At 68.0% G+C, this 14,762-nt stretch carries 13 protein-coding genes and 2 pseudogenes; 9 read left to right on the forward strand and 6 right to left on the reverse strand.

Annotated features, from left to right (window positions below):
* Window positions 1-183: 183 nt before the first annotated feature.
* The 3 genes from GII31_RS21360 (at window position 184) to GII31_RS21370 (ending at window position 4,196) form a co-directional block, all read left to right on the forward strand.
* Window positions 184-1,569 (forward strand): chloride channel protein, encoded by a 1,386-nt coding sequence (locus GII31_RS21360; RefSeq protein WP_213245315.1) that lies wholly within the window; start codon window positions 184-186, stop codon window positions 1,567-1,569.
* 70 nt (window positions 1,570-1,639) lie between these two features.
* On the forward strand, window positions 1,640-2,671 hold the full coding sequence (locus GII31_RS21365; protein WP_213245316.1) for an AraC family transcriptional regulator: 1,032 nt from the start codon (window positions 1,640-1,642) through the stop codon (window positions 2,669-2,671).
* A 73-nt stretch (window positions 2,672-2,744) separates the two neighbouring features.
* A complete protein-coding gene (locus tag GII31_RS21370) occupies window positions 2,745-4,196 on the forward strand; it encodes a lipase family protein (RefSeq protein ID WP_213245317.1) in 1,452 nt (483 codons plus the stop codon).
* A 183-nt stretch (window positions 4,197-4,379) separates the two neighbouring features.
* On the opposite strand, the gene GII31_RS21375 is transcribed toward GII31_RS21370, so the two are convergent.
* Window positions 4,380-5,645, reverse strand: coding sequence for a GntR family transcriptional regulator (locus GII31_RS21375; RefSeq protein ID WP_246221995.1), 1,266 nt, complete (start codon window positions 5,643-5,645; stop codon window positions 4,380-4,382).
* Between the two features lie 50 nt (window positions 5,646-5,695).
* Here GII31_RS21375 and GII31_RS21380 point away from each other — a divergent pair, with 50 nt between their 5' ends.
* Both GII31_RS21380 and GII31_RS21385 read left to right on the forward strand, forming a co-directional pair.
* Window positions 5,696-6,373 (forward strand): LysR substrate-binding domain-containing protein, encoded by a 678-nt coding sequence (locus GII31_RS21380; protein WP_246222364.1) that lies wholly within the window; start codon window positions 5,696-5,698, stop codon window positions 6,371-6,373.
* On the forward strand, window positions 6,370-7,368 hold the full coding sequence (locus tag GII31_RS21385; protein WP_213245320.1) for an Ldh family oxidoreductase: 999 nt from the start codon (window positions 6,370-6,372) through the stop codon (window positions 7,366-7,368). The genes GII31_RS21380 and GII31_RS21385 overlap by 4 nt, the downstream gene beginning before the upstream one ends.
* A 79-nt stretch (window positions 7,369-7,447) precedes the next feature.
* On the opposite strand, the gene GII31_RS21390 is transcribed toward GII31_RS21385, so the two are convergent.
* The 5 genes and pseudogenes from GII31_RS21390 to GII31_RS21410 all read right to left on the reverse strand — a co-directional run bounded on the left by GII31_RS21390 (window position 7,448) and on the right by GII31_RS21410 (window position 11,839).
* The gene (locus GII31_RS21390) at window positions 7,448-7,795 is read right to left on the reverse strand and encodes a cupin domain-containing protein (RefSeq protein ID WP_213245321.1); all 348 of its coding nucleotides are present in this window, start codon (window positions 7,793-7,795) and stop codon (window positions 7,448-7,450) included.
* A gap of 800 nt (window positions 7,796-8,595) precedes the next feature.
* Window positions 8,596-9,690 (reverse strand): 4-hydroxy-2-oxovalerate aldolase, encoded by a 1,095-nt coding sequence (gene dmpG / locus GII31_RS21395; protein WP_213245322.1) that lies wholly within the window; start codon window positions 9,688-9,690, stop codon window positions 8,596-8,598.
* On the reverse strand, window positions 9,687-10,592 hold the full coding sequence (locus tag GII31_RS21400; protein ID WP_213245323.1) for an acetaldehyde dehydrogenase (acetylating): 906 nt from the start codon (window positions 10,590-10,592) through the stop codon (window positions 9,687-9,689). Before GII31_RS21400 ends, dmpG begins: the two co-directional genes overlap by 4 nt.
* A 59-nt stretch (window positions 10,593-10,651) precedes the next feature.
* A pseudogene (locus GII31_RS21405) lies at window positions 10,652-10,759 on the reverse strand (2-keto-4-pentenoate hydratase); the annotation flags it as partial.
* A 225-nt stretch (window positions 10,760-10,984) separates the two neighbouring features.
* The gene (locus GII31_RS21410) at window positions 10,985-11,839 is read right to left on the reverse strand and encodes an SDR family oxidoreductase (protein WP_213245324.1); all 855 of its coding nucleotides are present in this window, start codon (window positions 11,837-11,839) and stop codon (window positions 10,985-10,987) included.
* A gap of 89 nt (window positions 11,840-11,928) precedes the next feature.
* On the opposite strand from GII31_RS21410, the gene GII31_RS21415 reads away from it, so the two are divergent.
* From GII31_RS21415 to GII31_RS22705, 4 genes and pseudogenes are all read left to right on the forward strand, one after another.
* Window positions 11,929-12,564 (forward strand): TetR/AcrR family transcriptional regulator, encoded by a 636-nt coding sequence (locus GII31_RS21415; RefSeq protein ID WP_213245325.1) that lies wholly within the window; start codon window positions 11,929-11,931, stop codon window positions 12,562-12,564.
* A gap of 65 nt (window positions 12,565-12,629) precedes the next feature.
* Complete coding sequence (locus GII31_RS21420; protein ID WP_213245326.1) at window positions 12,630-13,874, forward strand: NADH:flavin oxidoreductase; 1,245 nt, start codon at window positions 12,630-12,632, stop codon at window positions 13,872-13,874.
* 76 nt (window positions 13,875-13,950) lie between these two features.
* Window positions 13,951-14,340, forward strand: a complete 390-nt coding sequence (locus GII31_RS21425) for a nuclear transport factor 2 family protein (protein WP_213245327.1) — start codon at window positions 13,951-13,953, stop codon at window positions 14,338-14,340.
* Between the two features lie 14 nt (window positions 14,341-14,354).
* A pseudogene (locus tag GII31_RS22705) lies at window positions 14,355-14,737 on the forward strand (nuclear transport factor 2 family protein).
* The last annotated feature ends 25 nt before the right edge of the window (window positions 14,738-14,762 follow it).

The following is a 14,762-nucleotide window of genomic DNA, read 5'->3' on the forward strand; positions in this document are numbered from 1 at the left end:
GTCGACCTCGATCGATACCGTCGGCCGTCGGCACGGTGGGCCGGTCATCCGACGACCGGGACGACGATCCATCCGACGGTCGGACATCCGCACTCCGCATTCGTGAGCAACAGCAACGTTTTCCGCCCCGTACGGAAGCGTGTTCATCAACTCACGCAGCAGATTTCGCACTACGCTCAACCGATGGACAAACGTGCCGGCCGACCGGCATACACCAGGGTCGTCGCCGAGGCCGTCGTCGGTGGCACGCTCGGCGGGCTGGCGGCCTCGGTGCTGGTGGTCGCGGTCACCAGCACCATCAAGGCGATGCTGGCATGGGTCGTGGACCAGGACTCGTGGGTGATCCTGACGGCACCGTTCGTCGGCATCGTCGCGGCGGTCTTGCTGCTGAACCGCGTCGCCGACGGCCGCGCCGCACAACGAGCGGACAGGGCCGGCGCACCGCCCCGTCGATTCAGCGCGTGGCTGCGGTTTCCGGCGAACGCGGTGCGCGCCGACCTGACCGCCGACGTGGTGCACTCGGCGGGCCACGAGGAAACCTTCCCGTCGCGGCTGGCACCCATCCGGGCGCTCGCTATCGTCACGACGGTCGGACTCGGGGCGCCGATGGGCACCGAGTCCCCCGCGGCCCATCTCGGCGTCGCCGCCGGATCCGCGGCCGGTGGCCTCGGCCGGCACGAGTGGTTGCGCAGACTCGCCCGCCCGGGCGGTGTCGGCGGCGGCGCGGCCGGGGTCGCGGTGCTCATGGGACTGCCCCTGGTGGGATTGGCATTCATCCTCGAGCTCGGGCGGCGCAGTCAGGCCCCGGTTTCGCTGCCGCGAGTCCTGGCGGCAACCAGTGGGGCGCTCACCGGCTGGGCGATCAACTCGCTGCTCGAGCTCAGCCTGATCAGGCTGATCGTCCCGGTGACGCCACCGAACAGTGTGCTGCAAGCCATATGGGCCGCGGTCGTCGTCGGTGCTCTCGCCGGGGCGGTGTCCTCGGCGGCCGGCGCCGCGATCTACCAGGCACGCGGTTGGCAGGCCGGACTCGTGACCAAACTTCTGGTCGGGAGCGCGGCCCTGCTGGCCTGCCTGCTGCTCATCAGCGTGATCGCCACCCCCGCGGCGGCCATCGGACCCGGAGCGGGCGCCATCACCTGGGCCGAAACGGCGCAGGCCTCCGCCGGGGTACTGCTGCTGGTGGCGATGCTCCGGGCGTTGGCCACCACCGCCGCCGTGATGGCCGGTGGGTGCGGCGGACTTTTCGTTCCGCTGCTGTCCATCGGCGACCTCTGCGGACGGGCACTCGCGCCCGGGCTCGGTGTTTCCCCTGATCTGGCCGCATCCGCCGGGGCGGCGGGCGGCGTGGCCGGCGGCTATCGGCTCCCGCTGACCGCGGTCGCGATGGTCCTGACCGTCGGCGGTCCGCTGTCGGCGCGGCTGACCTGCGCCGCGACGGTGCTATGCGCGGTGGGCGCGGCGATTCCGGTGAGCTATCTGCTCGACCGCTACGTCCTGCACCGCGCCACCACACCCCCGGTACCGCCCGCCGAACCATCGGCGACGGAAAGTCCCCGCCACGGATGAAAACCGGACCACCGACTCCCGAACCGATCTCCCCCGAACCGATGCCCCCTAACCGATGACGACCGGACCGATGACGACCGAACCGATGATCCGGGCCGCGAGCCTGCGCGGGTTCGCCGAACTCGTCTCCGAACAAGGCGGGGACCCGGCGGCGCTGCTCCGGCGGTTCGGCATTCCCGACGACGCGCTCCTCGCCGATGATCGCCTGATCTCCATCACCGCTCACGATCTCATCCTGGACGCGGCGGCAAGGGACCTGGCCTGCCCGGATCTGGGCCTGCGCCTGGCGGTGGCCCAGGATCTGACGATCCTGGGGCCGTTGGCGCTGGCGATCGAATCAGCGGGTTCGGTTGCCGAGGCACTCGATTGCGCGGCGCGGTTCATGTACGTGCACAGCCCGGCGCTGCGGATCGGTGTCGAGCCCGATCCGGCGGGCCGCCGCAATGTGGTGGCCTTCGCCTACCGCAAGGATCTGCGTGAATCGCCCTATTCGCCGCAGGCCATCGAATTGGGGCTCGGCCTGTTTCATCGCACCGCGGTGCGATTGCTGGGCGACGGGCTGCCACTGTATTCGGTCCGGATCCCGCATCAGCCGTTGTCGCCGGTATCGCGGTATACGGAGTTCTTCGATGTTCCCGATGTGCGCTTCGGTGCGCCGTTCGCGTGCCTGATCGCCGAGCGCAGCGTTCTCGATGAGCGACTCGGCGGCGCCAACGCCCAGATCTGCGCCCTCGCGCAGGACTACCTCGCACAGCATTTTCCCGACCCCAGAACGATGACAGCTGTCCGGGTGCGGACCGCGCTGACGGCGATCCTCGGGATTCGCACACCGTCCATGGCCGATGTCGCCAGACTGCTGGCTCTGCATCCACGCACGCTCCAGCGTCGGCTCTCGGCGGAGGGGACGTCCTTCGCGGTGGTGCTCGACGAGGTCCGGCGGGACACCTCCTACCGGTACATCGTGACGACGAACATGCGGTTCTCCCAGGTGGCGTCCCTGGTCGGGTTCAACGAACAGTCAACCCTCAGTCATGCGGTGCGGCGCTGGTTCGGCGTCGATCCACGCGGACTTCGGGCGGGTGCGGGCGACCCCGGACCATAGCGTCCCACCCACCCTCCCCCAAGTTGTCGTGCTGACACAAGTTTCGGACGTCGCGCTCGGGCAGTGTGGTGCCATGACATCGCGCTACCCAGTCACCGCCCTGCCGGAGACCGACGCCCGGCCGACACCGGAGGCCGTCGATCCCGCCGCCCCGGACGGTTCCGCCGAGGCGCCGGTGTACCCGAACCCGGGCGACGAGCCACTGGGCGCGCATACCGACGACCGTGGGGTCCGGCGCCCCCCGCGGCCGCTACACGATCCCTTCTACGACACGCCCGGCGACCTGTCGCTGCTCGACCCCGGAACGATCGTCCGCAGTCGACGCGTCCGGCTCGGATTCCTCGGCCTCGTACCGCAGCGGAACCTGATCGCCCATCAACTCGCATTCCGCAGCACCGATCTCCACGGGCGTCCCGAACTCGCGGTCACCACCGTGGTGACGGCCGGCCGGCCGGCCACGGCCCGGCCTCCCCGGATGATCGCCTACCAGTGCGCCATCGACGCCGTGGCCGATGTGTGTTTCCCCTCGTACGCGCTGCGTGCCGGCGCGCGGGCCTGGGGTTCATTCCCGCAGCTGGAGTTGCTGGTGATCGCGGCGCTCGCCGCCCGCGGCTACGTGGTCACGGTCGCCGACCACGAGGGCCGGGGCGGCAGATTCGCCGCACCACGCGAACCCGGCCATCGGGTCCTCGACGGAATCCGGGCGACCCTCGCCTTCGCGCCGCTGCGCCTGGCCGCCGCCACCCCGGTCGGACTCATCGGCTACTCCGGCGGCGGCATGGCCAGCGCGTGGACCGCCGAACTGGCACCCGCCTACGCCCCGGAACTGCCGATCGTCGGGGCAGTCCTGGGATCGCCGGTCGGGGATCCCGGTCAAGCGTTCCGCAAACTCAACGGCGGACTGTTCGCCGGGCTGCCGGCCCTTGTGGTGTCCGGCCTGCGCGAGGTCTATCCAGGACTGGACGACGTCATCAGCCGATACGGGACTACCGAGGGGCTGCGCCGACTCGACGCGCTCCGCGAGATGACCACGGTCAAGGCCGTGGCGCACTGTGCCTACGACGACTTCGGCGACTACATCGACGTCCCCCTCGACGACATTCTCGCCGGCGAGGAGGTGTCGGCGGTCTTCGATGACCTGCGCCTCGGTGTCACCGCCCCGGCCTGCCCCGTGTTGGTCGTGCAGGCCGAACGCGACCGCACCATCGACGTCGCCGACGTCGATGCCCTCGTCGGCCGGTACCTCGACGGCGGTGCGGACCTCCGATATCTGCGGGACCGCTCGAGCGGACACAACTCGGCGATGATCCTGGCCCTGCCGACGATGCTCGGATGGCTGGAGCGACGATTCGACACGGCGATGGCGACCCCGGGCCGACACACCACGAGGTCCTTCCTCTTCGCGCCACGGGCCCGGCGCGGCTTCTCGGCGCTTTTGCACGCGAGCGCACGCACCGTCATCGGACGCCACCGCAGCACGGCACCGACGCGGAACCGGACGGCCCCCTCACCCGAGTACCGCTGACAGGGGTCAGGAGGGCCGGAAATTCCACCGTGCGCCAGGCTATTCCGGGGCATCGAACGACTACCGGGCCCACCGACCCCCAGGGCCGGGGCAGCGAGGCGATCCGGTCCCCTACATCTCCGGCGACAACCTGCCCGTCTCCGGCGGCATCGGCGTACACACCCGCTCTCTGTACAGCCGCGCTCAGCGCGCGCCGAGCGCGGTGCTCGGAGATCCGCCTCTGGGGCGCTGGTTGGCGAGGTGCCCCATCATGTAGCGGATGCAGTTGTCGATCTTCTCGCGCCACGCGGCGATAGCCGCCTCCTGGTCCGAGTTCCCGATCGCGTCCAAGACCTTGCTGTCATCGACAAGGATTCCGTCCACGGGGTGCTGGTACGAGATTCCCAGCGCGGCCGCGAACAACCGGATCTGCAGGGTGAGCCGGGTGAACATCGCCTCGATCCGGGGCATGTCGGCCGCCCGTGCCAGCTCGTCCTGCAGGTCCAGGTCGAGCGCGCCCGTCACGGCGGGGACGTCCCTGGTCACGCTGAGACCGATGCTCGCCCAAATCTCGCCGACGGTGCGCGGCACGCCGTCACCCCGCGCAGCCAGCCGCCGGACGAGCGCGGTGCCGAGCAGCCCCCGGGCGGTGTACGACTCGAGGACGTCGCGTTCCGCGGGCGCCGGGACGTAGAAGTGGCCCGCCCGGTCCTGGTTGACCAGGCCGTCCTCCGCGAGATGGCGGAGCGCGTCCGAGAGCGCACCGGCCGACAGCCCCGTCCGGGTGACCATCGCGCGCAGGTTGATGACGCGGCCCGCGTGCAGATCGCCGTCCGCGATCGCCTCGCAGAGGCCGCTGACCACGATCACCGAGTTCTTCTCCCGGTGTGCCGCATTGACCACCGCCCGGACTTCAGCATCCGAATCAGAAGTCCGTTCACCTCGACTCCAGCCGAAGGCGCCGCGTTCGCCGCGGAACCACGCCCGCACGGCCTCCTGCAGATCGAGCAGCTCGGGGAGCTGTCGCGGATCGAGGGCGGTGACCATCGGGCTCAGCAACTCCAGCCAGCGCCGTGGTGCGACTACGACGGCGCGGATGCCCGGATTCCGGCGCACCCAGGTTGCCGACTGCTGGTCGAGCTCGAAATCGACCACGATCGTCGCCGCGCGGCCGCGCGGCACCCGATCGGTCGCGCGGCGCAACAGCTCGACGGGCCGAGCCTGTGCCTCCGGCTCGGGCTCCTCGACGCACATGGCGCCGCACAGGAGCACCTCCACGGCGTCCGAGACCTCGCGCGTGGACGCCGGGCTGCGGCGCGATCGCCCCAGCGCCGGCGCGCCGCTGTGGAACACAAGCACCGAGCGGCCCGGCTCGAGGTGCACGAACAGCAGGACCGCGTTCAGCGGCAGGACGGGATCGGCGCCGCCGGCCGGGACCGCCGGGAAGTGCTCGCGGCGGATCCGCGACACCGTCCGGGTGCTTTACGCTCTGCGGATTCTCCACCGCCTCAACCCAACTCCTGCCCCCGACCGCGGTAACCCTGCAGCACCGCCATCCACATCTCGCCGTCCGGCTGGTCCAGGCGGACCCCGCCGAGTGCTTCGAGCTCCTCGAGATGGGGGAGGCCGATCTGGCACTGGTCATGGTGACCACCACTTCGCCGCCCCTCGGCGACGCCCGCTTCGATCAGCAACTCCTCGTGGACGATCCGCTGGACCTGGTGGTGCCGGTGAACCATCCGCTGACCTCGCGCGAGCGCGTCACCCTGGCTGACGCCGCCAGGGAGCAGTGGATCGTCAGCCGGCCCGAGAGCGCGTACCACCAACTGACCGTCGCCGCATGTGTCACCGCGGAATTCACGCCGAACCTGGTGCACCAGGCCGACGAATGGGAGACCGGGGCCGCGATGGTGTCCCAGGAACTGGGCGTGACACTGGTTCCACGGCGGGGGAGGCTGAGTCCGGAATGGTCCGTGACCCGGATCCGCCTGTCCGGGGAGCCCGTGCCGGCGCGCAGGATCGTGGCCGCGACCCGGCGGGGCGCGTCGAACCACCCGGTCGTCGCGGAGGCTCTGGAGATCGTCCGGGCCAGGTGCGAGATCTTGTACTCCGACCCCACCGGCGGCACCGCATCGCCCCCACAGACCACGAATCCCCCGCAGACCACGAATCACAGTGAAGGAGAGATCAGTACATGACCACAGCGCCTGATGTACAGGTTCCGCGCGAGGAGATCGCCCGGCTCGCACTCGGCGCGCTGCGCGGGTCCGGGGCATCGGAGACCACGGCGGCACTGCTGGTAGACGCCGCGCTGTTCGCCGAGGACCGCGGGATGCGCGGCGTCGGCGTCGCACATCTGCTCGACTACCTGCACGCGATCGACGATGGCCGCCTCGACCCCGCCGCAGTGCCCGAGGTCCGGCGCCTCGCGCCCGGGATACTCGCGTGTGAGGCCAGGGGCGGCACTTTCCACACCGGATTCGACGCGGCTTTCGACGATCTCGTCGCCACCGCCAGGTCCGCAGGCGTGGCGATGTTCGTGCAGTCCGGAGCGTTCGCCGGCGGCCAGCTCGGGTGGTTCACCGAGCGTCTCTGCGCCGAGGGCCTCGTAGCGCTCGGCGCCATCAACTCCAATGCGTTCCTGGCGACCGCCCCCGGGACCGGCCGCGTGCTCGGCACCAATCCGTTGTCGTACTCCTTCCCACGGACCGGCGGGCAGGTCCTGACCGTCGATCAGCCCTCCAGCGCCGTGGCGTACGTGGCCGTCCGCGAAGCCGCGGCGAAGGGCCAGGGCATCCCCGAGGGCTGGGCGATCGACGCCACCGGCCGGCCGACCACCGACGCCGCCGCGGCCCTCGACGGGGCACTGCTCCCGTTCGGCGGCTACAAGGGCGCGAACATCGCGTGGATGGTCGAACTGCTCGCCGGCATGTCGGGCGGCACGTGGTCGATCGACGCGCCGGCGTGGGACTCGGGAACGGAGAACCCCGGCGTCGGGATGTTCCTCCTCGCGATCGACGTCGACAAGCTCGGGAACGACTTCGTCGGCCGCACGGACGCGCACGTGACCCGGCTGGGGGAACAGGGCGTCCGCACACCGGGCACCGCGCGCGAGACCCCGCTCGCCGAGATCGCCGTGCCCTCGGACGTGCTGGACACCCTCCGCACGCGCGCCGAGGCCTCCGCCGAATAGTCCTCGCGCAGAAGATGTTCGCCGCCGCCCTTCGGAGAGTGCGGCGGCGAACCCGGTTCGATCAGGTCGACGTGCGAAATCACTTCTCCGACGGGAGCGTGGGGCCACCCGCCCAGGCCATGACGACCGGTGCCGAACTGCGGTTGTGAATGCGGTGCGGGATGGTCGCCGGCACGGCCCAGGCGTCGCCCTCCTTGAGAAAGTACTCGTTGGCACCGTCGTCGAGGTAACCCTCGCCCGAGACGCAGAAGAAGACCTCCCAGGTACCCGCGTGTCCCGGGTCCACATCGCCCGTGTCGCCCGGCTGCACCGTGGAGGTGCCGAACCACATTTTGTCGTTGCGGAAGTACTCCCGGCAGAGCTCGGGACCCTCGTAGAACACCTTGGCTTCGTCCTGTGTGATGATGTAGGGCGTCTCGGTCGACATGGTCGTCGCTCCTTGAAAGTTCGCGGATTGCTGTGGCTGGACCGGCCGCACTTTCCGACACAATGCGCCACGGCCAGTGATCGTCGGCAACCGGGATACGATTCATGGCTCTCCCACAGCCATTTATCCCCTCAAAAGTACGTCACCCAGATCACCGCGGGCAAGGTCAAAGGGCTCGCCCTTACCCGCTTGACCTGCGGTTTTGCCGAGCCGACGATGAAGCGTTTTCGTCCGATACCCCGCAAGATTTTCGGGGATTGCTCCTCGCATCCCCGGAAATGCAGATGAGTCGCTTCTCTCGCATCCACAGAATCCCAAGAACCGCCGGCCGTAGGCGCCACCGCCCCACCAGCGGTGCATGGTCCTCATCGTCGGCCGCTACTTGGCCAGGCACTCACCCGGGTCGCGCCCGTCGTTCACGATCCCGGACAGCCTGCCGGCGAGCTCACCCACGATGACGTGCGAAACATCATCGGGGCGTTCCGGTTTCCCGTTCAGGGTCAGATCCCAGCACGTACCGAGGAAGCGGAGCCGGGCATCGGGCCCGACGGCAGCCGCGCCTCCGAACCCAACCAGAAGTACGGGCCCCAACCCCACGTCCACCGGCCGGGATTCAGATCGCCGTTCGGCGTGTCGTGGCTGTACACCTGCTCGTCGGGACCGATGGCGAGCAGCAGATTACGGTCGGCGGAGATTCCGGTGAGCTTGCCGCTGAGGCGTTCGGTGGTCTACGGCGGATGGTTCTATGGCTTACCCGGAAACGGATCCGGGCTGAGTAGAGTAGCTAAGGGCAGCCTTGCTCACAGCACGCGGGACACAGGAGGCACGATGCCGGCATCCTGCTTCTTCTTCAGCTCCAGCGCGATGTCGATGAGCTGATCCTCTTGCCCACCAACCAGTTTGCGATTGCCGGCCTCGATAAGGATCTCGGCCGCCGACACGTTGTACCGCTCGGCATGTCCCTCGGCGTGCTTGAGGAACGACGAATAGCAGCCGGCGTAGCCCATCATCATTGCCGAACGGTCGACGAGGCACTCGCTGGGCATCGCAGGCCGGACCACGTCCTGGGCGGCGTCGGCGATCTTCATGAAGTCGATACCCGTGGTGATGCCGAGCTTGTCGCAGACACCGACAAAGGCCTCGGTCGGCGTATTGCCCGCGCCCGCACCAAATCTGCGGATCGAACCGTCGACCTGCTGGGCGCCGGCCCGGACCGCGTGGATCGAGTTGGCGATCGCGATGTCGAGGTTCTCGTGTCCGTGGAATCCGACCTGGGCGTCGTCGCCGAGTTCCGCGCGTACGGCGGCGACCCGATCGGACACGTCTTCGAGCACCAATGCTCCGGCCGAGTCCACGACATACACGCACTGACACCCGGCGTCGGCCATGATCCGGGCCTGTCCGGCGAGTTTCTCCGGTGGCTGCGAGTGGCTCATCATCAGGAAGCCGACGGTCTCGAGCCCGAGGTCGCGGGCGAGTCCGAAGTGCTGGATGGACACGTCGGCCTCGGTGCAGTGGGTGGCGATGCGGCATATCTGTCCGCCGTTGTCCTGCGCGGCGCGGATGTCGTCCTTGGTCCCGAGGCCCGGCAGCATCAGGAACGCGATCTTGGCCCGCTTCGCGGTCTCCGCGGCGGCCTTGATCAGTAACTGCTCGGGGGTTTTCGAGAATCCATAGTTGAACGACGACCCACCGAGACCGTCGCCATGAGTGACCTCGATGACCGGCACACCGGCATCGTCGAGGGCGCCCACGATCGAGCGGACCTCGTCCTCTGTGAACTGATGACGTTTGTGGTGACTACCGTCGCGCAGTGACGAGTCGGTGACCCGGATGTCAAGAGTGTCGGAGTACTTGCGCGCGTTGGCCATCAGGTCCGATTGTGCGGTGGTCATACCGACGCTCCCAGCTTCTGTTTCGCGATTTCCTCGCCGACCTTGGTGGCGGCGGCGGTCATGATGTCGAGGTTGCCCGCGTACGGGGGCAGGAAGTCTCCGGCACCCTCGACCTCGACGAAGATCGAGACGCGGGCATGGCCGCCGTTGAGGACGCTCGGCGGATCGAACTGCGGGTCCTGCAGGAGCCGATACCCCGGCACGTACTGCTGGATCTCCTTTTCCCGCTTGTGGATCGACGCAGCGATCGCATCGGTGTCGGCGTCCTCGGGAATGGCGCAGAAAATGGTGTCGCGCATGATCATCGGCGGGTCGGCCGGGTTGAGAATGATGATCGCCTTGCCGCGTTGCGCGCCACCAATGGTCTCGACGCCCCTCGAGGTCGTGCGGGTGAACTCGTCGATGTTCGCTCGCGTGCCCGGCCCCGCGGACACTGACGCCACCGAGGCCACGATCTCCGCATACGGCACTGGCACAACCGAACTCACCGCGTGCACCATCGGGATCGTCGCCTGACCGCCGCAGGTGATCATGTTGGTGTTCGGCGCGTCGAGGTGCTCGCGCAGATTGGCCGGCGGCACCACTGCGGGCCCCACCGCGGCCGGGGTCAGGTCGACGGCGGTGATGCCGGCCTCCTGATATCTCGGCGCGTACTCTCGATGCACGTAGGCTGACGTGGCCTCGAAGATGAAGTCAGGCTTCTCACTGGATCCGAGCAGTTCGTCAGCCCCGCCGCTCATGGTGATCAGGCCATGATCGGCCGCCCGCTTCATGCCCTCGGAGTCGGCGTCGATACCCACCATCCAGCGCGGCTCGATCACCTCGGATCGTTCCAGCTTGTACATCAAATCGGTGCCGATGTTGCCCGACCCGATGATCGCTGCGGTCAGCTTGGCTGCCACCTACGCCTCCTGTTGTTTGTTGGGAAGCCCAACGCTTGTTATTCGAAATCCCGCTTTGTCTATTCGAAATCTATTGTTACGCTGCCGAGTCCGGCGAACTCGGCAACGAAGTGATCGCCGGTATCGATGTCGATGGCGCGGGTCGCGGCGCCGGGCAAGATCACGTCATAGGAACTTGTTCTAGTTTGGGGAACGACGACAGAAGTTGGCACCGCAGCCGATGACCCGTACGAATGTTCGGCGCCCAAGCTGTGCGGACTGCCGCACCCGGATCCGCTGAACTCAGATTAGGGCCGGGAGCAGGCCGGGCAGGTCTCTCGTCCCACCCAGCGGTCATGCGCGACAACCGGACGCATGACCGCGATGACGGTGTCAGGCGCAGGTGGCGACCACTACCGATACGGCGTAAAGCCCCGGAACCTCCGGAGATAGCCGACGATGTGCCGGAGCTTGACCGCGCTCGGCCAGTCGTCGGCGCGGAAGTAGGCATCGGAACCGCCGTCGACGAAGACGACACTCCCGCACAGGAAGCTCGCCGCGTCGGACAGCATGAAGATCACCCAATCCGCCAGCTGTCCGGCATCGCCGAAGCCGCCGATCGGCACCGGGAAGCTGCGGATCGCCTTGGCTTCCGCAGGCGTGGACAGCTGCTCTTCGAGCAACGGGGTGAGGATCGCTCCCGGCGCGATGGCATTGAGCCGGATGCCGCGGCCCGCCCAGTTTGCGGTCACCGCCGTTCGGCGCACCCATCGGCTGACCGCGATCTTGGATCCCGCGTAGGCGATGGCAGGCGCGCTCTTTCCGAAGATGCGGATCGACTTGAGAACCTTCTCGATGTCACGGTCGCGGTAGGCCTTCAAGGTACGAGCGGGTACGGCCGGCACGGTGGTGGTCGAGTTGCTGGAGAAGACGACCACCTTTGCCGACTCCGCCGCCGCCAGAGCGGGCTGCCATCCTTCGAGTAGCTCGACCACGCCCAGGTAGTTGACCTCGGCGATCATCTGCAGACGATCCTTTCCTGGCGACGGACCGAGGCCCGCCGCCAGGACTGCACCGTCGAGCCGGCCGCCGCATGCGTCCAGCACAGCTGAGATCGCCGACGCCCGGCCGGTCGAGGTGGAGAGATCCGCGACGACATCGGCTTCCCTGATATCCACACCGATCACCGTATTGCCCTGTGCTCTAAGCTTTTCCACCACCTCCAGACCCATTCCCGAGGCCGACCCGGTAACCGCGTACACACCCATCTCCAGACACTCCTATCTCAACCGTCGTTCGGCGATGCAACTTTCCGTCGATATTTGACACACTACGACAAAAATGGTCAGCTTGATTCATGTTCGCTGCATCCACGCGACACGACGCCGACGGCCCGGCGCCGGTGGTGCGACGTGGGCGCGGGCGGCCCAGCGTCCTCGACGCCGAGGCGGTGGTCGGTGCGGCGTTCGAACTCTGGAACGAGAAGGGCTTCGCCGCCACCAGTTGGGCAGACCTGGCCGAGGCCACCGGAATCAGCGCCCGTACCCTGATGCGGCACTACCCGTCGAAGCACGCGATCGCCTGGCACGGCGTGGCCCCGGCCACCGAACGGCTCCGCGCGTCACTCGCTGCGGCACCCGCGTCTGCCTCCGTCGCCGACGCGATCCGCACCGCGGTGGTCGAGTCGGTGACCCATCGTCCGTTCATGCCGGGCCTGAGCAGGTCGTGGTTGCGATTGATGCTGAGTGAACCGGAACTGGCCGCGATGGCCCCTCGCGCGCACTTGCCCTGGATCGAGGAGATCGCCGCGTTCATCTCCGCACGCCTCGATGCCCCTGCCGGCGTGTGCCGTGCTCTCGGAGCAACCTACGAGGCCGCCGCGTTCGCCGCCCTGCGCGAGTGGGCCGAAACCGACGTGGGCGATCCGGCCGACGCCGTCGACGAGGTGTTGCGCTGGATCGACATACACCTCCCCCACCCGCCCCGGGCCTGATCTATCCCCCAGACCTGCCCTATCCCCCAGACCTATTCCATCCACAGCCCGGGAGAAGAAAGTCGATGTCCACTCGCACAACAGATCCGCGTCCCCCCTCACCGACCACCGATCCCCTCGCACCCGCCCGCCTCGGGCCCATCGAACTCCGCAACCGGGTGATCAAGTCGGCCACCTTCGAGGGTGCGACACCCGGCGCACTCGTCAGCCGGAAACTGATCGACTTCCACGTCGCGGTGGGTGCCGGCGGCGTCGGGATGACCACCGTCGCCTACCTCGCAGTCGCCCCGGAGGGCCGCACCGAACGCGATCAGATCTATTGGCGGCGTGAGGCATTGCCCGGCCTGCGCGACCTGACCGACGCCGTGCACGCTACCGGCGCCAAGGTGTCCGCCCAGATCGGGCATGCCGGCCCGGTAGCCAACTCGCGTTCGACCGGGCTGCCCTCGCTGTCCCCGTCGTCGCGCCCGAACCCGCTGTCGATGAGCTTCGACCGGGCCGCCACCGACGACGACATCGCACGGATCATCGATGCTCACGGCCAGGCCGTCCGATACGCCAAAGAGGTGGGGTTCGACGCCGTCGAAGTGCATATGGGGCACAACTATCTGGCGAGTTCGTTCCTGAGCCCGTCGATCAACAGGCGTCGCGACCGCTGGGGCGGCTCCCTGGCCAACCGCGCCGAGTTCCCTCGCCGCATCCTCTCCGCGGTCGCGGAGGCGGCCGACGGCGAGATCGCCGTGCTCGCCAAACTGAACATGGCCGACGGTGTTCCCGGTGGCCTCTGGCTCGACGAATCGCTCCAGGTCGGCCAGATGATCGAGAGCGACGGGCATCTCGACGCCCTCGAACTCACCGGAGGTTCGTCGCTCTCGAACCCCATGTACCTGTTCCGCGGGGATGTGCCGGTGCGGGAGATGGCGCAGACACAGACCGGGATCGTCAAACTCGGCATGAAACTGTTCGGCAGCGCGGTGTTCAAGAAGTATCCGTACGAACCGCTCTACTTCCGCGACTACGCCCGACAGTTCCGCGACACACTGTCGATGCCGCTGGTTCTGCTCGGCGGGATCACCGACCTCGACGGGATGACGTCGGCCATGAGCGACGGCTTCGACTTCGTCGCGATGGCGCGGGCACTCCTGCGCGAGCCGGACCTGATCCACCGTATCGAGAAGGACTCGGCCACCCGCTCGCTGTGCATTCACTGCAACCAGTGCGCCGCAAGCATCTTCACCGGCACCCGCTGCCCGCTGGCCACACCGGCGGCCGTTCCGATTTCGCTGCCACTGGTCGAACGCCAGGTGTAGCACCCGGGGAGGTGGACCTCCCTCCCAGTGGCCACCGGCGGACCCGAAACGGTCGGTGCCTGGTGGAATCCTGACCATGACTGCCACACCCGACTTGAGCGACCGGATCCGGGCCGCCGTGATCACCTATCTCGACCGAATCGGTACGGCGTCCTCGTCGCAGATCGCCGAGCTCTATGCGATCGACGCCACGCTCGAGGACCCGGCCGGGTCGCCCACGCGAACCGGCCGGGCCGAGATCACCGACTTCTACCGCGGTCTCGACAACGTCGACGCGCACGCCGAACTGCTGACGTTGCGCATATCCGGAACCACCGCGGCCTTCCATTTTCGGGTGACCACCAACCTGCCGCAGGCCACCGTCGTGGTGGAGCCCATCGATGTGATGACCTTTGACCAGACCGGCCACATCACCTCGATGAGGGCGATCTGGTCTCCCGCCGACATGACCATGACTCCTTCCTGATCGGCGTCGGAGTCATGAACGAACAGCTCCGCGACCTGCTGGACCGGCAGGCGATCTGCGACGTCGTCGCCCGATACTGCCGTGCGATCGATCGACGCGACTTCGATCTGCTGCGCACCTGCTACCACCCCGGTGCGGTGGACGTCACACCGGATTCGACGGCTATGTCGAGGACTACATCGCGTGGTTGGAACGCGTCCTGTCCGTCTATCCGCTGACCCAGCATCTGATCGGCCAGCAACTCATCGAGATCGGCGGGGACGTCGCCCGCTGTGAGACCTATGGGCAGGCCACCCATTGGACCGGACCCGACAGCGATGCCGAATTGGATTACACGTCGGGATTCAGATACATCGATCGCGTGGAACGGCGAGCTGGCAGGAGCCGATCAGTCTGACCATCGACGTACTGTCCGGCGGTCG

It is taken from the genome of Gordonia pseudamarae (assembly GCF_025273675.1).
Classification (GTDB): domain Bacteria; phylum Actinomycetota; class Actinomycetes; order Mycobacteriales; family Mycobacteriaceae; genus Gordonia; species Gordonia pseudamarae.